This window comes from Streptosporangium sp. NPDC023615, from assembly GCF_040640155.1.
In the GTDB taxonomy this organism is placed as follows: domain Bacteria; phylum Actinomycetota; class Actinomycetes; order Streptosporangiales; family Streptosporangiaceae; genus Streptosporangium.
In genome coordinates this window covers 40,536-57,700 of record NZ_JBFABE010000039.1, presented here as the reverse complement: position 1 = coordinate 57,700, position 17,165 = coordinate 40,536, and the positions used below count along the sequence as shown (strand labels likewise).

Annotated in this window: 17 protein-coding genes; 5 read left to right on the top strand and 12 right to left on the bottom strand. The window is 73.0% G+C overall.

Translation table 11 applies throughout. The features are described from left to right. Positions 1-51 precede the first annotated feature (51 nt). The 3 genes from AB0G16_RS24660 to AB0G16_RS24650 all read right to left on the bottom strand — a co-directional run bounded on the left by AB0G16_RS24660 (position 52) and on the right by AB0G16_RS24650 (position 2,698). On the bottom strand, positions 52-873 hold the full coding sequence (locus AB0G16_RS24660; RefSeq protein WP_362809274.1) for a phosphoenolpyruvate hydrolase family protein: 822 nt from the start codon (positions 871-873) through the stop codon (positions 52-54). Next, positions 870-2,090, bottom strand: coding sequence for a Tm-1-like ATP-binding domain-containing protein (locus AB0G16_RS24655; protein ID WP_362809271.1), 1,221 nt, complete (start codon positions 2,088-2,090; stop codon positions 870-872). Before AB0G16_RS24655 ends, AB0G16_RS24660 begins: the two co-directional genes overlap by 4 nt. A 248-nt stretch (positions 2,091-2,338) precedes the next feature. Then, positions 2,339-2,698, bottom strand: a complete 360-nt coding sequence (locus tag AB0G16_RS24650; RefSeq protein ID WP_362809268.1) for a PRC-barrel domain containing protein — start codon at positions 2,696-2,698, stop codon at positions 2,339-2,341. Between the two features lie 184 nt (positions 2,699-2,882). Between AB0G16_RS24650 and AB0G16_RS24645 the strand changes: the two genes are divergently transcribed. Further along, positions 2,883-3,434, top strand: a complete 552-nt coding sequence (locus AB0G16_RS24645) for a VOC family protein (protein WP_362809265.1) — start codon at positions 2,883-2,885, stop codon at positions 3,432-3,434. Positions 3,435-3,542: 108 nt separating this feature from the next. Next, complete coding sequence (locus tag AB0G16_RS24640; protein WP_362809262.1) at positions 3,543-4,211, top strand: TetR/AcrR family transcriptional regulator; 669 nt, start codon at positions 3,543-3,545, stop codon at positions 4,209-4,211. 142 nt (positions 4,212-4,353) lie between these two features. On the opposite strand, the gene AB0G16_RS24635 is transcribed toward AB0G16_RS24640, so the two are convergent. The 4 genes from AB0G16_RS24635 to AB0G16_RS24620 form a co-directional block, all read right to left on the bottom strand. Then, positions 4,354-5,277, bottom strand: a complete 924-nt coding sequence (locus tag AB0G16_RS24635) for an SDR family oxidoreductase (RefSeq protein ID WP_362809258.1) — start codon at positions 5,275-5,277, stop codon at positions 4,354-4,356. Positions 5,278-5,481: 204 nt separating this feature from the next. Then, entirely contained in the window at positions 5,482-6,627 is a 1,146-nt protein-coding gene (gene rhaI, locus AB0G16_RS24630) for an L-rhamnose isomerase (protein WP_362809256.1), read from the bottom strand. 15 nt (positions 6,628-6,642) lie between these two features. After that, a complete protein-coding gene (locus AB0G16_RS24625) occupies positions 6,643-6,960 on the bottom strand; it encodes an L-rhamnose mutarotase (RefSeq protein ID WP_362809253.1) in 318 nt (105 codons plus the stop codon). A 228-nt stretch (positions 6,961-7,188) separates the two neighbouring features. Beyond that, the gene (locus AB0G16_RS24620) at positions 7,189-8,394 is read right to left on the bottom strand and encodes an MFS transporter (RefSeq protein WP_362809250.1); all 1,206 of its coding nucleotides are present in this window, start codon (positions 8,392-8,394) and stop codon (positions 7,189-7,191) included. 59 nt (positions 8,395-8,453) lie between these two features. Here AB0G16_RS24620 and AB0G16_RS24615 point away from each other — a divergent pair, with 59 nt between their 5' ends. Together AB0G16_RS24615 and AB0G16_RS24610 are read left to right on the top strand one after the other, a co-directional pair. Beyond that, complete coding sequence (locus tag AB0G16_RS24615) at positions 8,454-9,437, top strand: helix-turn-helix domain-containing protein (RefSeq protein WP_362809247.1); 984 nt, start codon at positions 8,454-8,456, stop codon at positions 9,435-9,437. A gap of 119 nt (positions 9,438-9,556) precedes the next feature. Continuing rightward, positions 9,557-9,964 (top strand): alcohol dehydrogenase catalytic domain-containing protein, encoded by a 408-nt coding sequence (locus AB0G16_RS24610; protein ID WP_362809244.1) that lies wholly within the window; start codon positions 9,557-9,559, stop codon positions 9,962-9,964. Here the strand turns inward: AB0G16_RS24610 and AB0G16_RS24605 are convergent. From AB0G16_RS24605 to AB0G16_RS24585, 5 genes are all read right to left on the bottom strand, one after another. Beyond that, positions 9,954-10,796 (bottom strand): carbohydrate ABC transporter permease, encoded by an 843-nt coding sequence (locus tag AB0G16_RS24605; RefSeq protein WP_362809241.1) that lies wholly within the window; start codon positions 10,794-10,796, stop codon positions 9,954-9,956. The two genes, AB0G16_RS24610 and AB0G16_RS24605, sit on opposite strands and share 11 nt — an antisense overlap. Further along, complete coding sequence (locus tag AB0G16_RS24600) at positions 10,786-11,763, bottom strand: sugar ABC transporter permease (RefSeq protein WP_362809238.1); 978 nt, start codon at positions 11,761-11,763, stop codon at positions 10,786-10,788. The genes AB0G16_RS24605 and AB0G16_RS24600 overlap by 11 nt, the downstream gene beginning before the upstream one ends. Position 11,764: 1 nt before the next feature. Then, positions 11,765-13,048, bottom strand: coding sequence for an extracellular solute-binding protein (locus AB0G16_RS24595; protein WP_362809235.1), 1,284 nt, complete (start codon positions 13,046-13,048; stop codon positions 11,765-11,767). 166 nt (positions 13,049-13,214) lie between these two features. Beyond that, positions 13,215-14,822 (bottom strand): FAD-dependent oxidoreductase, encoded by a 1,608-nt coding sequence (locus AB0G16_RS24590; protein WP_362809232.1) that lies wholly within the window; start codon positions 14,820-14,822, stop codon positions 13,215-13,217. 37 nt (positions 14,823-14,859) lie between these two features. After that, positions 14,860-15,891 carry a LacI family DNA-binding transcriptional regulator gene (locus AB0G16_RS24585; protein ID WP_362809229.1) on the bottom strand — a complete coding sequence of 344 codons (1,032 nt, stop codon included), beginning with the start codon at positions 15,889-15,891 and terminating at the stop codon, positions 14,860-14,862. A 231-nt stretch (positions 15,892-16,122) separates the two neighbouring features. On the opposite strand from AB0G16_RS24585, the gene AB0G16_RS24580 reads away from it, so the two are divergent. Then, positions 16,123-17,154, top strand: coding sequence for a hypothetical protein (locus AB0G16_RS24580; protein WP_362809226.1), 1,032 nt, complete (start codon positions 16,123-16,125; stop codon positions 17,152-17,154). Positions 17,155-17,165: the final 11 nt, after the last annotated feature.

Here is a 17,165-nt window from a genome sequence, read left to right as displayed (position 1 = left end):
CCTTGAACTCCGGCGGATACGACTTCCCTGAACCAACCTAACGAAGTACTACTAGAAGGCGATCTCCTTGAAGGCGCGGACCTGCTCGGTGATGGCGCGCTCGGTCGGCAGCCGCTCGACCGAGGAGGCGCCGAAGAAGCCCACCACGCCCTCGGTGCGGGCCAGCACGTGGCTCGCGTCCGCCGGTTCGGCGATCGGCCCGCCGTGACAGAGCACCAGCACGTCGGGGCGTACGGCCACGGCGGCGTCGCGCATCGCCTGGACCCGCTCGACGGCCTCGTCCAGCGTCAGGGCGGTACCGGCGCCGATGCTGCCCTTGGTGGTCAGCCCGACGTGCGGGACGAGCACGTCGGCGCCCGCCTCGGTCATGGCCCGGGCCTGGTCGGGGTCGAAGACGTAGGGGGCGGTGACCAGGTCGCGCTCACGCGCCAGCCGGACCATCTCGACCTCCAGGTCGTAGCCCATCCCGGTCTCCTCCAGGTTCTGCCGGAAGACCCCGTCGTACAGGCCGACGGTCGGGAAGTTCTGCACCCCGGCGAACCCCATGGCCGCGAGCTGGTCCAGGAACCTGGGCATCAGCCGGAACGGGTCGGTGCCGCACACCCCGGCCAGCACCGGGGTGTCGGTGACGACCGGGAGAACCTCGGCCGCCATCTCCACGACGATCTGGTTGGCGTCGCCGTACGGCAGCAGGCCGGCCAGCGAGCCGCGGCCCGCCATCCGGTAGCGGCCCGAGTTGTAGATGATGATCAGGTCGACGCCGCCGGCCTCGGCGCACTTGGCCGAGAGCCCGGTGCCGGCGCCGGCGCCGACGACGGGCCGGCCCTCGGCGACGGTACGGCGCAGCCGGGCGAGGATCTCCTCCCGGGTCACGCGGCGCCTCCCCGTGTGATCATCGCGTGCAGCCGGTCGGCCATGGCCCGGCCGAAGGCGGGGTCGTTGACGTGCAGGTCGAGCTCCTCGACCTGCACGGCCGAGTCCCGCACCCCGTCGGCCAGGGCCTCGAAGCACGCCTGGTCGGCCTTGGGGTCGTGGAAGGGCGCGCCGGGCGTGTCGAGGGCGGAGACGCCGCCGCGCGGGACGAACAACGCGACCGGGCCGGTGGCGGCCCGCAGCTTGGCGGCCACCCGGCGGCCGAGCTCGGCCATCTCCTCGGCCGTGGTGCGCATCAGCGTCACGGTCGGGTTGTGGACGTAGAACAGCCGGTCGGCGAAGCGTTCGGGGACCGTCTCCAGGGGGCCGAAGTTGACCATGTCCAGCGCGCCGGGGGCGACCACCTGGGGCAGGCCGCGCTCGCCGGCGGCGGTGAGCCTGGCCGGTCCGGCCGACAGCACCCCGCCGACCAGGTCGTCGGCGAGCTCGGTGGTGGTGAGGTCGAGCACGCCCGCGATGAGGCCACTGCCGGCCAGCGTCTCCAGGGCCTGCCCGCCGGAGCCGGTGGCGTGGAAGACGAGCACCTCGTAGCCGAGCTCGTCCAGCCGCTGCCGGGCCGCGTCGACCGCGGGCGTGGTCACGCCGAACATGGACGCGGCCACCAGGGGGCGGTCGTCCTCGACGACCGGGGCGGGGACGCTCGCCATGCCGACGATCGCCGCCGCGGCGTTGCCGAGGATGCGCGCGGAGACCCGGTTGACGCCCGCGACGTCGACCACGCTGTACATGATGGTGACGTCCTTGGCCCCCACGTAGGGGGAGACGTCCCCCGAGGCCATGGTCGAGACGATGAGCTTGGGCAGCCCGATCGGCAGGTCCCTGACGGCCCGCGCCGCGATCGAGGAGCCGCCGCTCCCGCCCACGGCGAGCACTCCGTCGAGGCGTCCCTGGGCGTACAGCTCCGCCAGGACCGCCGCGGCGCCCTCGCCCATCGTGGTGACGGCCGCCCCGCGGTCACCGGCCGCGCGCAGCGCCGCCAGGTCGGCCCCGGCCGCCAGCGCGACCCGGTCGTTGGCCACGTCGGCGGGCAGCCGCGTCTCCCCCACCCCCGCGTCGATCAGGACGACCTCGCAGCCCAGGGCGCGCAGCCGGTCATGGAGCCAGGCGTACTCCCGCCCCTTCGTGTCGAACGTTCCCACCAGGCCTATCGTCGGCATCTCACGCCACACCTCTCCGCTCAGGACCCCGCGTCACCGCGCCGATCTCGCCGGCCGCCCCGGCGGGCCCGTGGTGCCGGGCCCGCCCCGGGCGGCCGTCGGCGATCCCGGCCGGCGGGAGGCCCACATCGAACCCTGCCTTCACATGCCCCGTGAGCTGCGGATCGCACCCTCCGGCACCGACCGGTACCGACGGGGGCGCCCGGGGCCGTCCGCCGTCCGGCACGGCCGGCGGCCCCGGACGTCGTTCAGAGCGACGGGGAGAACCTGCCGTAGTAGCCGCCCAGCTCCTGGCGGTAGACGCTCTGACGGTAGGTGGCCGCGTCGTACTCGGGCGCGTCCTGGATCTCCTGCTTGGTACGCGCGATGTGGACCTTGCGCTCCTCGCGGTCGATCCGGGTCACCGTGCTGGCCGGCAGCACGACCTTCCTGCCCGAGAGCCAGGAGCCGACGTCCGCGACGACGTAGCTGTCGTCGGTCACGTTGCTCTCCTCCTCCACCAGGCCGACCTTGCCGTCGACGGCCTCCACGTCGAAACCGATGACGCTCAGCGTCTCGTCGGGACCGTACACGCCCTCGCGGTAGTTCCACAGTCCTTCGATCGTCATGCGGGGGCTCTCCTCATCAACCGTGTGTCAGGGATCTTCCGCCTACCCGCGGTGGCGCGGGTAAACGGCCCTTCTCCAGGTCGGGCGGGCCCGCGGGCGACCGGCACGACAGGGCGTCGCGGATGCTACTAGAATTCCGTTCTAGGATTGGCCGGCCTCCCGGCCCCGACCGCGAGGAGCCCACGTGCACGTCTCACCGGAACCCCCGGCAGCCCCGGGACTCCAGGAGCTCCCGGAGCTCCAGGAGCTGGGTGTGGTCTTCGACCACACCGCCGTCGCGGCGCCCCGGGTCAGGGACCTCCTGCCGATCTACCAGGGCCTGCTCGGCGGGACCTTCCTGGGCGGCGGTGACCACCCCGGCGGGTACCGGGTGATGCAGCTCGCCTACCCGGGCGGCGGCAAGGTCGAGCTGATGGAGCCGCTGGAGGGCTCCTCGTTCTTCGACAGCTTCTTCGAGCTCACCCGGGGGCGGGGCGGCGTCCACCACCTCAACTTCCACGTGCGCGACCTCGACCTGGCGGTCTGTCTGCTCACCGCGCGCGGTTACCGGCTGCACGGCCTGAACCAGGGCGACCCGAGGTGGCGCGAGGTGTTCCTGCACCCCAAGGAGGCCCACGGCGTGCTGATCCAGCTCGCCCAGGCCGGGCCGCGCGACGACGCCGATCCCGCCCCGCGCCTGGAGGACGTGCTGGCCGGGCGCGGGTGGAACGGCAACGGGGTCCCGAGTCCTTCCTGAAGCCCCCTTGAGCACGGCACCGGACGCGGCCGGCCCCCGGGGCGGGACCGCGACATCCCTTCCGTCCCCCGGACGGACGGCGTACGACGGAGGATGGGAAGGGGACGGATGACACGCAAGCCCGGAGCCTGGGAGTGGAGCCGCACCGCGCAGACCCGGACCAGCATGCTCACGGCGGCCCGGGAGGTCTTCACCGAGCACGGGTTCGCCGACGCCGGGGTCGCCGACGTCGTCGAACGGGCCGGGCTGAGCGTGGGCAGCCTCTACCACCACTTCGGCGGCAAGACCGAGCTGTTCCTCGCCCTGTGGGAGAGGCACCAGGCCGAGCACGAGGAGAACGCCGCCTCGGCGGTGTCGGAGGCGCGCCGCTCGGGCGTCCGCGATCCGCTGGAGTTGTTCACGGCCGGGGCGCGCGCCTTCCTTGAGGGCTCCTGGGAGCGGCGGGACCTGGCCCGGCTGTTCATGGACGGGGACGGCCCGCCCGGGTTCGAGCTGCTGCGCCGCACCCGCGGCCGTGAGTGGGTACGGCAGAACGCCGTCCTGCTCGGCGCGGGCAGCACCCCGCTGGACCGGCTCACCGTCGCCGTCCTGACGTCGGTCATCGGCGAGGCCGGCCGCGAGGTGGCCACCTGCGACTCCGAGGAGGAGGCCGGGCGGATCACCGAGGCGGCGATCGAGCTGATCCGCCGCCTGGACCCGCTCCGCGGCCCCCGCCCGCCCTCCGGCGGCGAGCCCCCGCCCCCGAAGACCGGCCGCGGGTCCCGCGCCGGAGCCTGAGGGCCGGGCACCGGGCGCTCGCCCCCGGGCCCGGCGCCGAGAGTCGGGGGTCGGGGGCACCGGTGTCCGGGGGCCGGGAGCCCCGGCGGCCGGGGATCGGGGGCACCGTGGCGGGGCGCCGGGAACGCCGGGGGGTGGGAGGTCAGCCCTCCCGGCCGGGGATCACGCCGTTCTGGAGGGCGTTGGGCGCCGCCCGTGCGACCAGGTCGGGAATCACCGAGCCGAGCTCGGCCGGGTCCCAGCGGGTGCCCTTGTCGACCTCGGGTCCGGCGTGCCAGCCCTCGGCCACGCTGATCACGCCGCCCCTGACGTTGAAGACCCGGCCGGTGATGTCCCTGGCCTCCTCGCTGGCCAGCCAGACGGCCAGCGGCGCGACGTTCTCGGCCTGGAAGGCGTTGAAGTCGGTGGTGACCGGACGCGGCCTGCCCGACACCAGGTTCTCGGTCATGCGGGTGAGCGCGGTGGGGGCGAGGGCGTTGACGGTCACGCCGTACCGGGCCAGTTCCTGGGAGGCGATCACGGTGAGCGCGGCGACGCCGGCCTTGGCCGCGCCGTAGTTGCCCTGCCCGGGGTTGCCGTAGATGCCCGACGAGGAGGTGGTGTTGATGATCCGCGCGTCGACGGCGTCGCCGCTCTTGAAGCGCTCGCGCCAGTAGGCGGCGGCGTGCCGGAGCGGTGCGAACGTGCCGCGCAGGTGGACCCGGACGACCGCGTCCCACTCGTCGATCGTCATGTTGACGAGCATCCGGTCGCGCAGGATGCCGGCGTTGTTGACCAGGACGTCCAGCGTGCCGTAGTGGTCGATCGCCGCCCGCACGAGCCGGCCCGCGCCGTCGAAGTCGGAGACGTCCTCGCCGTTGGCGACGGCCTCGCCGCCCATGGCCCGGATCTCCTCGACGACCTGCCCGGCCGGACCCTCCGAGGAGCCCGTGCCGTCCACCTCGGCCCCCAGGTCGTTGACCACGACCCGGGCCCCCTGGCGGGCGAACTCCAGGGCGTGGCCGCGTCCGATCCCCCGGGCCGCCCCGGTGACGATCACCACCCGGCCCGACACGATGCCGCTCATCCGGCCTCCAATTTTAGAATCGAATTCCAGTCGGAGCGTGTCGGAGACCGCCGTCGATGTCAACGCCCGCACCACCCCGTACCGCGCCCACCCGGGCGGGACGGGGCGGCGCGGTGCGGGACGGAGCGGGCGGCGCGGTGCGGGACGGGGCCGTGCGGGGCGGTGCGGTGGGGGCGCTCCCGGTGCCGCCCCGCTCGCGGCCCCTCAGGCGCCCCAGCCGGCCTGCGCCCCGCCCACACGCTCCTCGGCGATCTTCTCGAAGTAGCCCGACCGGGCGTAGGCCGCCATCGGGTCGGGGTCCAGGCCCGCCTCGGCGCGGATCTCGGCCAGCAGCGGCCGTACGTCGGTGTTGTAGGCGTCCATCACGACCGCGTTGGCCCCGAGCACGTCCCCGGACGCCTGCGCCGCCGCGAGCGCCTCCCGGTCGACCAGCAGCGCCTTGGCCGTGGCCTCCTGCACGTTCATCACCGACCGGATCTGCCCGGCGATCTTCGGTTCGATGTTGTGGCACTGGTCGAGCATGAACGCCACGTCCTCGGTGAGGCCGCCCCCGCCGATCACCTCGAACATGATGCGGAAGAGCTGGAACGGGTCGGCGGCCCCGGCCATCAGGTCGTCGTCGGCGTAGAAGCGGGAGTTGAAGTCGAACCCGCCCAGCTTGCCCTCGCGCAGCAGGAACGCCACGATGAACTCGATGTTGGTGCCCGGCGCGTGGTGGCCGGTGTCCACCACCACCTGGGCCTTGGGGCCCAGCCTCAGGCAGTGCGCGTACGCCGTCCCCCAGTCGGGCACGTCGGTGGCGTAGAAGGCGGGCTCGAACAGCTTGTACTCCAGCAGGAACCGCTGCCCCTCCCCCAGCCGCCCGTAGACCCGCTCCAGCGCCTCGGCCAGCCGGTCCTGCCGGGCGCGCAGGTCGTCCTGACCGGGGTAGTTGATCCCGTCGGAGAACCAGAGCTTCAGCGTGTCCGACCCGGTGGCGTCCATGATGTCCACGCAGTCCAGCAGGTGCGCCAGCGCCTTGGCCCGCACCTTCGGGTCGGGGTTCGTCACGCTGCCCAGCATGTAGTCGTCGTCCTGGAACACGTTGGAGTTGATCGCGCCGATCCTCACCCCCAGGCCGGAGGCGTGCTCGGCCAGCGCGGCGTAGTCGTCGACCCGGTCCCACGGGATGTGCAGCGCGACCCTGGGCGCCACCCCGGTGAAGGCGTGCACCTGGGCGGCGTCGGCCAGCTTCTCGAACGGGTCCCTGGGCACCCCGCGCTGGGCGAACACCTTGAACCGCGTACCGGAGTTGCCGTACGCCCACGACGGGGTCTCGATGACCTGAGCCCGCAGCGAATCCTTGATCATTGATCGGTCCCCGAATCAGTTGAGGTGGAAGACTTCCTCGAGCGAGACCATGCCCTCGTCCGGGCGGCCGTCGAGGCTCTCGAAGAACGGCGCCATCTCGGCCTGCCACCGGGCGTTGACCTCGGTCGCGGCCATGGCCGCGCGGGCGGCCTCGAAGTCCTCGGTCTCCAGGTAGCCGACCAGCAGCCCGTCCTCGCGCAGGAAGAGGGAGTAGTTGTGCCAGCCGGTGGCGCTGAGCGCTGCCAGCATCTCCGGCCAGACGGCCCGGTGACGCTCGCGGTACTCGTCCAGGCGCTCGGGCCGTACCTTCAGCAGGAAGCAGACGCGCTGCACGACGTGATCTCTCCTCGATGAGGCCCGCGCCCGGGGGTGCCGGGCTCCGGATCAAAAACGATTTAACAATCTGAGCTGGACAGTAGAACCATGCGGCACGGGTGTCAATGGAACGCGAAGATGCCGTTTCTTTACAGTTACACGGTTCGGGCCGTCCCGCACCCCGGTGCCGCGCGGCCCCCTCCGGCTCTGGCGGCGGCGACCGGAGGCCCGATCCGTTACCACGTTTTAACGGCCGGTGACCCTCCCGCCCGGCACCCCCTCGGCGCTCCTCTCCCGCTCCCGCCGCAGACCGGGCGCCAGGGCCAGCGTGACCGCGATCGAGGCCGCCGCCATCACCGCCATCGCGACCGGGGGCGAGGTGAACTCGGCGACGGTGCCCGCGATCGAGGCCGCGACCCCCTGCATGGCGAGCATGCCGGAGGACTGCAGCCCGAACGCCTGCCCGCTCATCTCCTCCGGCGTGATCTCCATCAGGCGCTGCTGAAGCATCAGGCCGGCCGAGAACCCGGCCGAGGCCAGCGCGACCGCGGCCGCCGCGACGGGGAGCGGCGGGGAGAGCAGGAAGAGCAGGTAGGGCGCGGCCAGCAGCAGCCGCAGCGGCGTGGCCAGCCGCTCCCGCCACCCGGCCGGGACGAACCTCCCCATCACGGTGTCCCCGGCGAGCATCCCCAGGGCGGCGAACGCGAAGAGCAGCCCGGCGTGCCGGGCGTCGTGGGAGACGTAGAGCGACTCGCAACCGACGATCAGCCCGTTCGGCACCCACATGGCGAGGTAGACCCGGCGGCGCGCCCGGGAGCTCAGCAGCAGCCGGTTGGTCCGCCAGGTCCGGGCGACCGACGGGCGCCCGGCGACGCGCGGCGGCCGGTCGCCGAGTCCCAGCCGCGCGACGGCCGCGGCGACCAGGTAGAGGCCCGCGCCGACGAGCAGGGTGACGCGCGGGGACAGGGCGGCGACGAGCACCCCGCCGGCGGCGAACCCGCAGATCTGCTGGACGCCGACGGACATGCTGAGCACCGATCGGCCGAGCAGGTACCCCTCCCTGGGGAGGATCTCGTTCAGCAACCCGATCCGGACCCCGCCGCCCAGGGAGGCGGCCGTCCCCTGGCCGAGGATCAGGACGAAGACCGCCCACAGCGGCAGGCCCGGCACGGCGAGGACGGCGGTGCTCGCGCAGAAGACCAGCGCCAGCCCGGTCAGCGCGGCGCGGGGGCGCAGCCGGTCCGCCGCCGACAGCAGCACCATCGCCCCGAGCAGCTGCGCGAAGGAGGAGCCGAACATGCTCAGCGCCGACAGCAGCGGCGACCCGGTGGCCGCGTACACGAGCGTGCCCAGGGCCAGCCCGCTCACCGTCGAGGCGGCGACCTGCACCGCGCCGGTCGCGAACAGGGGCGTGAACTCGGGCGTCCCGAAGAGTTCCGTGTAGGTGCGCATCCCGGGAGTCTCGGCGGCGGCGGCGCCGGGCCGTTAGAGTTTCGCGGGGAGGCGAAACGATGGGCTGGTGGGAGGTCAACGCCGACACCCTCGCGGGGAGCCGGTTCGTGGTCTCCCCGCTGGCCGAGACCACGGCCTGCCTGATCGCCCTGGAGCGGGCGAGAGCCGCGCACCCGGGTGAGCGCAGGTGGCTGGAGGCCCACCTGCCCGGCTACCGGGCGCGCCTGGCCGCCGACCCGGTGACGGCGCTGCTCGTCCGGTGCGCGCTGGGGCGGACCTGGATCGCCGACTTCCTCACCCTCGCCCCGGCGGGAGAGGGCTCCCCCGGCTTCGAGGAGGAGGTGGAGCGGGTCCGGCGGACGCCGCCCGGGACCGCGCGGGCGGATGTGGGGACGACGCTTCGGGGGCCGCTCCCGGCGGCGCTGCACCGGTCCGACCTGCCCGAACGCGCCGCCCGCCTGCTGGAGTGGGTGTGGGAGGAGACGGTGCTGCCGTACTGGCCCCGGCGGCGGCGCGTCCTGGAGGCCGACATCCTGGCGCGGACGGACCGGCTGACCCAGGGCGGCTGGGCCGCCGTGCTGGACGGCATGCGCCCGGGGACGCGCTGGCTGGGCGGGAACCGGCTGCAGATCAACACGCACGACTACCCGCCGCAGGAACTGGCCGGTGTCCGGCTGATGTTCGTCCCGGTCACCCCCGGCCAGGGCTGGGTCACCTGGAGCGCGGACACGCCGGTGCCGCGCTACGCCCTGGTCTACCCGTGCTCGGGCACGCTGGCCGAGCCGGACCGGGCCGCGGCCCCCGAGGCGCTGGGCAGGCTGCTCGGCCCGGCACGGGCCGGGGTGCTGGTCCTGCTCGGCACGCCCATGAGCACGTCGCAGCTCGTGGCGCTGACCGGCCAGGGGCTGGGGTCGGTCGGCCGCCACCTGAGGGTCCTGCTCGACGCCGGGCTGGTCCGGCGGCGGCGCGCCGGCCGGTCGGTGCTCTACCAGCGCACGGCCGCCGGGGAGACCCTGGTGGGGGCTTCGGCGCAGGCCGGGTGAGCCCCCCCGCGACGGATGCCCGCGGGGTCGCCGCCCGTGAGGCCCGGTGAACCCGTCCGCGAGGCCGCCACGTGAGGCCGGGTGAGCACCCGCGCGACCGGCGTCCGTAGGGTTGCCCCGTGAGAGCGTTCGTCGTGACCGGTCCGCGCCGTTTCGAGGTGCTGGAGGTCGACCCGCCGGTCCCCGGCCCCGGGCAGGTCGTCGTGGACGTGGAGCGGGCCGGGGTGTGCGGCACCGACATGGAGATCTTCGGCGGCCAGATGAGCTACCTTCACGACGGTCACGCCCGCTACCCGGTGCGGCTCGGCCACGAGTGGTGCGGGACGGTCTCCTCGGCCGGCGAGGGCGTCGACGACGCCTCCACCGCCCCCGGCCTGCCCGCCGACCTGGTGGAGCCGGGCAGGCGGGTGGTCCACATCGGCCTGTCGTCGACCCGCGCGCCTGACCACCCCCCGCCCGGCGCGCCCGGACGGCCGTTCCCGCCGCGCCCGGCCCGCCGGGTGGGGTGCGGCGCCGTCAGCCCTTGAGGCCGGTGTGGGCCAGGCCCTCGATGAACTGCCGCTGGGCGAGGACGAACACCACCAGCACCGGCAGCGCGGTCATCGAGGCCGCGGCGAGCTGGACGTTCCACATCGGACCGCCGTAGGCGTCGACGAACTGGGTCAGCGCCTGCGGCAGGGTGAACCTCTCCGGCGAGGAGAGGTACACGATCGGCTCCAGGTAGAGGTTCCAGCTGTGCAGGAAGGTGAAGATCGCCACAGCGCCGAGCGCGGGGCGGGCGAGCGGCAGCGCGACCCGGTAGAAGGTGCCGAACCTGCCCAGCCCGTCCACCCGGGCGGCCTCCTCCAGCTCGCCGGGCAGGCTGATGAAGAACTGCCGCATGATGAAGGTGGCCAGCACGCCGGGCGCGCCGAGGATCGGCACCAGGATCAGCGGCCAGTGGGTGTCGGTCAGGCCCAGGCCGTGGAACATCTGGAAGAGCGGGACGATGGTGACCTCGCTCGGGATGAGCAGCCCGAGCAGCACCACCACGAAGAGCGCGTTCTGGCCGGGGAAGCGGATGCGCGCGAAGGCGTACCCGGCCATGGCCGCCACCGCCATGGTCCCGGCCGTGACGACCAGGGCGATGTAGAGGCTGTTGACGTACTGGACGGCGAAGGGCTGGAGCTCGAACACCTGCCCGTAGGCCGACAGGTCCCAGTCGGCGGGCAGCAGCCTGGGCGGGAACGCGAAGATCTCGGCGATCGGCTTGAACGACGAGGTGACCATCCACCAGGTCGGGAAGACGAACGGCACGCACAACACGCACAGCAGCCCGTACAGGAGCGTCTTCAGACGGACCGACGGCTCACGTCTCATTGAAGACCCACCTCCTGCGCATCCGCCACTGCACGACGGTGAGCAGCGCCACGATCGCGAAGAGCAGGACGGACAGCGTCGCGCCGTACCCGAAGTGATGGAACTGGAAGGCCTGCTGGTACAGGTAGTAGACCAGGACGGTCGTGGACATGCCGGGACCTCCCTGGGTGAGCACCGCGATCTGCGCGAACACCTGCAGCGAACCCACCACGGTGATGATCGAGGTGAGCAGGATGGTCGGGCTGATCAGCGGGACGGTGATGCGCCGGAAGCGGGTCCAGGCGCCGGCGCCGTCCAGCTCGGCGGCCTCGTAGAGCTGGCCGGGCACGCCCTGGAGCGCGGCCAGGAACAGCACCATGTTCAGGCCGACGTTCTTGAGCACCTGGACGACGATCACCGACGTCATCGCGGTGCCCTCGCCGCGCAGCCAGTTCGGCCCGTCGATCCCGGCGACGCCGAGCAGGCCGTTGAGGCCTCCGTCGTCCTGCAGCAGGAACTGCCAGACGATGGTCCAGGCGACCAGCGAGACCACCACCGGGGAGAAGAACACCGTGCGGAAGAACGTGGTGCCGGCCAGGCGCTGGTTGAGCAGGATCGCCAGGACGAGGGCCAGGGCGAGGTTGAGCACCACCAGGCCGGCGGAGAACAGCGCGGTGCCGCTCAGCACCTCGCGCAGGTTGGCATCGGCCAGCAGCCTGTCGTAGTTCTCCCGGCCCACGAACTCGAACGTCCCGGCCAGCACGTTCCACTCGTGCAGGCTGTACCAGAGCACCAGCCCGAGCGGCAGGAGCACGAACAGCGCGCTGCCGAGCAGTTGCGGGGTGACGAGCAGGTACCCGACCAGGTTGTCGCGGCGGCGCACGGTCCAGAAGGACCGCCGGCCGCCCCGGTGCGGGTGCCCGGCCCCCGCCGGCCGGGGCGCTGCCCGGTCGGCGGTCACCGCGAGCTTGGAGGCGGACGGGGTCACGTCACGTCCCCAGCATCGGCTTGATCTTGGCGCAGACCCCGGTCAGCACGGCCTTGACGTCGGCCTCGGGCCGCCAGAGCGGGTCGAGCGCGGCCCGGACGGTCTGGGAGAGCTCGGCCTGGCCGGTGTGGTTGGGCTTGACCACGCCCTTCTCGATGCCGGCGATCACGACCTGCTGGAGCTGGGCGGGCTTGAGCAGCGGGTTGCTCTTGGCCAGCGTGTCCGCGGTGAGCTGGGAGGCCCTGGGCGGCGGGAAGTAGGCGGCGAGCTTGGCGGAGTTGGCGGGGTTGGTGAAGAAGGCCAGGAAGTCGGCGGCCGCCGCGGCGTTCGGGGACTTCTTGAACACCCCCAGCCCGGCCTGGCCGATCACCGAGTACTCGCCCTTGGGCCCGGCGGGCAGCGGGACGAGGTCCCAGCCGAACTTCGCGTCCTGCAGCAGCGAGGCGCGGGAGATCTGGGTGATCGTCATGGCCGCGTCGCCCGCGAAGAAGTCGGCCGCGGTGCCGGGGCCGGGGAACGCCTTGCCGGTGAAGACGGCCCGGTGCAGGAACGTCATGGCCTCGACCATCTCGGGGCTGTCGAACCCGCAGGTCTTCCCGTCCTCGCTCCAGGCGCGGGCCCCCCAGCCGCCCCACACCGTGGCGAGGTTGTCCCAGCCCTTGTAGTCGAAGTCGCGGACGACCATGCCGGCCTTTCCGGTCCTCCCGGCCACGGCGGCGTTCTGCGCGACGACCTTCTCCCAGGTCCAGGCACCGTCCTCGATCATCTGGGCGGGGCTCTTCTGGCCGGCCTTCTTCAGCAGGTCGGTGTTGACGAACACGCCGAACGGCGAGGTGGAGAAGGGGTAGGCGTACAGCTTCCCGTCGGCCTGCCAGAGCTTGACGGCCGAGGGGGTGAGGTCGCCGAACTCGTAGCCCTCGGTCTTCTTCAGGGTCTCCTCCAGCGGCGCGAGCGCGCCCGAGGTGACGAAGTCCGGTGCCGAGCTCTCCAGGATCCAGGCCAGGTCGGGGGCGTTGCCGCCGGCGATCTGGGTGGTCAGGGTGGTGGTGTAGGTCTCGAACGGGAGGGGGTCGAAGGTGATCTCGCCGACGCCGGGGTGGGTCTTCCTGTACTCGGCGGCGATCTCGCCGAACAGCTTCAGGTGGGCCTCGTTGGAGGTCCAGATCGTCATGCGCAGCGGCTGCGGCCCCTTCGCCGCGGGGGGGCTCCCGGCGCCCTGGCCGCACGCGGTGAGGGTGAGCAGCGCCGCCAGCGCGACGGCCGCGGGCTTCGCGGATGATCTCATCGTTCGTTCTCCTTGCTGGGAATCCCCCGGCGGTCGTGGTGGGAGGCCGGTCGCCCGGCGGGTGGCGCGGCCCGCGGCACGACCCGTGGCGCCGTCGGCGGTCCGGCCGGCGATCCGGTTCGCGGCGCGGCCGGCGGCATGGTCGGCGGCATGGTCGGCGGCATGGTCAGTAACCCGTGACCTGGGGCCAGCGCAGTTCGACGCCGTCGCGGGCCAGCCGCCGCTGGAAGTCGGCGAGCAGCGCCTCGTCCCGGCGTACGGCGTGCGGGACGGTGGCGTTGTCCAGGCAGAAGGCGGCCAGGGCGCCGGCGGCCTCGCCGACGTTCCACTCCACCGGGTGCAGCCGGTAGGCGCCGTTGGTGATGTGGGTGGTGCCGATGTTCTTCGACGCGGGCAGCAGGTTGGTCATCCGCCGCGGGATCAGCGCGCCGAGGGGGATCTCGAACGGCGAGCTGGCCACGTCGATGTAGTTGTCGCCCCCGGTGGAGGGGTGCAGGTCGATGCGGTACATGCCCACGCCGACCGAGTCGGCGTAGCTCACCGCGCCCTTGTCGCCGCGCACCGCCATCGACAGGTCCTGCTCGGCCACGGTGTACAGGGCTCGGATGCGGCGCGACTCGCGGATGTAGGGGGCCTGGGCGAGCCCGCCCTCGCCGCCGCCGGTGACGTCGCCGCGCAGGCGCAGGCCCGGGAAGCCGGTCCCGCCGTCCGCGCGGGGCGCCTCGGTCTGCATCCAGTACAGCACCGAGCGGGACAGCTCGCGGGCCGCGGCCACGTGGCCGGCCGCGTCCGGGACGTCGATGACCGGGCCCTCCAGGTAGTCGATCATCGGCCAGTTGACCAGGGTGATGTCGCTGGCGTAGGCGCCGTCGGCGAAGTTGCGCCGGGCGGCGATCCTGCGGAACGTCCACAGGTTCGCGTCCCCCGGGTTGAGCCGCTGGTCGGCCTCCACCAGCAGCGGGTCGTCGTCCGGGTTGGGGGTGAAGGAACGTTCCACGATCTCCAGCGTCCTGGGGTGCGGGCAGCGCCAGGACAGCAGCCGGTCGCCCCAGAAGGCGGGCTGGTAGTCCTTCCAGAAGTCGTAGGCGGCGGGCCGGTCGATGGTGTGGTCGCCGTCGACGTGGTCGATGGCGAAGCAGACCGACACGGCCTGCATGTTCATCGGCTGGGCCTGGGCGGGCGCGCTCGGCTCGCCGGTGTCGCCCTGCGACTCGAACCCGGTCACGTACTCGGTGCCGGTCAGCGGCAGCAGCTCGCCGGTCTCGGTGGCGTCCAGCACGTACGGCGCGACGGCCGTGACCTCGCCGCCGCCGTCGCGGTGCTCCAGGCGCACGGCCCGCACCCGGTCGCCGTCGACGTCCGCGCCGACCGGCCGGTAGGGCTGGAGCACCCGCAGCCGCCCCGAGCCCCGGTACGGCGCCAGCATCGCCTCGATCACCGCGACCGCGACCCGCGGTTCGTGGCACAGGCGGCTGACGTGCCCGGCGCCGGGGTTCAGCTCCCGCCAGCCGCGCGAGCGCTCGGTCAGCGGGTAGTGGTCGCGGTAGTAGCGGCGGATGCCCTCGCGCAGCGCACGGTAGGAGGCGGTGACGCCGAACCGCTCCACCCAGGAGTGCTCGTCGGGCGGCACGGCCTGGCTGGTGAGCTGCCCGCCGAGCCAGTCGTACTCCTCGGTCAGGATCACGGTGCGTCCGGCCCGCAGCAGCGCCAGGGCGGCGGCGACGCCGCCCAGCCCGCCGCCGACGACCACGGCGTCCGCAGATGTCTCAACCACGTCCGTGGCCTCTCCCGTCATGGTTTCCAACGTTCGGTCAGCTCCGGTTCGGGGCGAGCGTGGATCCTTCGACCAGCTCGCAGCTCAGCAGTTCCTGTGGTGTCCCGCCGCCGTTGCCCAGCAGCTCCGCCAGCAGCTCGACGGCCCTGCGGCCCATCTCGCGGCGGGGGATGCGGAACCCGGTGAAGTCGACGTCGACGGGGACCGGCCTGGTCGGCGCGCCCAGCGCGAGGACCGACAGGTCGCCGGGGACCGACAGGCCCCGCTCGCCCGCCGCGTGCGTGATCGCCACGGCGTCGGCGGGCTCCTCGACGAGGATCGCGCTCACCCCGGCGGCCGAGACGTCGTCCAGCAGCTCGCCGGGGGTCCTGCCGGTCACCGGCACGTGCAGCCCCTCGACGCCGACGGCGGCGACCGCCTCGCGGAAGCCGCGCATGCGGTCGGCCGGCGACTCGGCGCCCGCCCCGGTGCCGACGTAGGCCAGCCGCCGGTGGCCCAGGCGGGCCGTCCGGTCGACCAGGGCGCGCACCGCGGGGGGGTAGTCGGCCCCCACGTACGGCACCGGGGCACCGGCGTCGTCGCGACGCCCTATGGAGACGAAGGGGATGCCCTCGGCCAGCAGCCGGGCCAGGTCGTCGCGGTCGACGGCGCGCCCGAGAAGCAGGCAGCCGTCGGCCAGCCGCACCCGGCTGTCCTCGTTGAAGATCCGGCGACGCTCCCCCGCCGCCCTGGCGCTGGTGAACAGCAGCAGGTCGCAGCCGATCTCCTCGGCGCACTCCTCGATGCCGAGCAGGAACGGGTGGTAGAAGTCGGCGCTCGCGGTCGGGAAGACCGCCTCGTAGGTGAAGACGCCCAGGATACGGTTGCGCCGCTCGGCCAGGCGCCGGGCCACCGGGTCTGCGACGTACCCGGTCTCCCTGATCACCCTCAGCACCCGCTCGCGCGTCTCGGGGGCGATCCGCACCTCGGCGTCGGTCCTGTTGTTCAGGACCAGCGACACCGTGGTCTGGCTCACCCCCGCGATGCGGGCGATGTCCTGCTGGGTGAGGCGGCGGCCGGGGGAGGTCACGATCCGTAGCGTCCCGTCTGATGATAATGCGCATTAGTGGAGTGGGACGTCATCCTGCAAGCGCGCACCGCCCCCTGTCAAGAGGGGGAAGCGGAACCGTCCCTCGCGAGAACGTCCCAGTGATAATTCGTATTAGCGTCTTGACGTACGGACGCGCCTGGCCGAGCCTTTGCGATCAGAGAGATGTCCTCACCATCACTCACCGTGAGAGTCGCAGGCGAAGGGACGCCAATGTCTGAACCCCTCCTGGACCGCCGTGGGCTCCTGCGCGCGGCGGCCGGCGCCGGTGTGGCCGGAATGACCGGTGGCCTCGGCCTCGTGCTGCCCTCGGGCGCCGCCGCGGGCACGACCGCGAGCGGTACGGCGCGGGCCGCCCTGGGCCCCGCCGGTTTCCCCGGCTACCGCTACATCGGCACGCCGTTCGACAAGGCGAGCCTGCGCTACAACCCGACCGACGAGCTGATCTTCCCCTGTGTCCGGGGCATGTACGACAAGATCGCCCGCCCGCTGGGGCGCTACCACCTCTACTACGCCCCGCACGACCGGCCCGGCGGCATCTGCCTGGCCTACGGCGACTCGCTCGGCGGCCGGTTCACCGAGTACCCGGGCAACCCGGTCATCCCCAACGTCTGGGCGCCGCACTACTCGGTCAGCCACGTCTCGTCGCCGCACATGATCTGGAACGCCGCCGAGCGCCGGTTCCACATGTACTTCCACGGCGAGAACACCACCACCCGGCTCGCCGTCTCGGCCGACGGCGTGAACTTCACCTACCACGGCACGGTGCTGACCACCGCGATGATCCCCGGCTCGACGGAGACCTCCTACGCGCGGGTCTTCGAGCACGCGGTGCCGGGGCTGGGCAACCGGTACGTCATGGTCTTCATGGGCGTCACCGGCGGCAAGCGCAAGATCTTCTGGGGCTGGTCGTCCGACGGCAGGAGCTGGCGGTTCGACCCGAGCCCGCTGGTCTCGCCGGGCGGCGACGGCCAGAGCGACCTGTCCGGGCCGAGCCTGCTCAAGCGCGACGGCACGACGTACGTCGTCTACCACGGCAACAGCGGGAACATGTTCCTCACCGAGGTCGGCGACGCCTTCGACCGCGAGGTCCACCTCGGCCTCTTCCACCGGGCCCTGGCCGGCGCCCCCGACAACGGCCGCGCCGCCGCGCCCTCGTTCGGCACCGACGGCGGCGTGCGGTACATGTTCTACGAGGCCGGGCAGCGCGGCGGATCGACGATCGCCGTCGCCCGCGCCGTCTAGCCCGGTCCCGT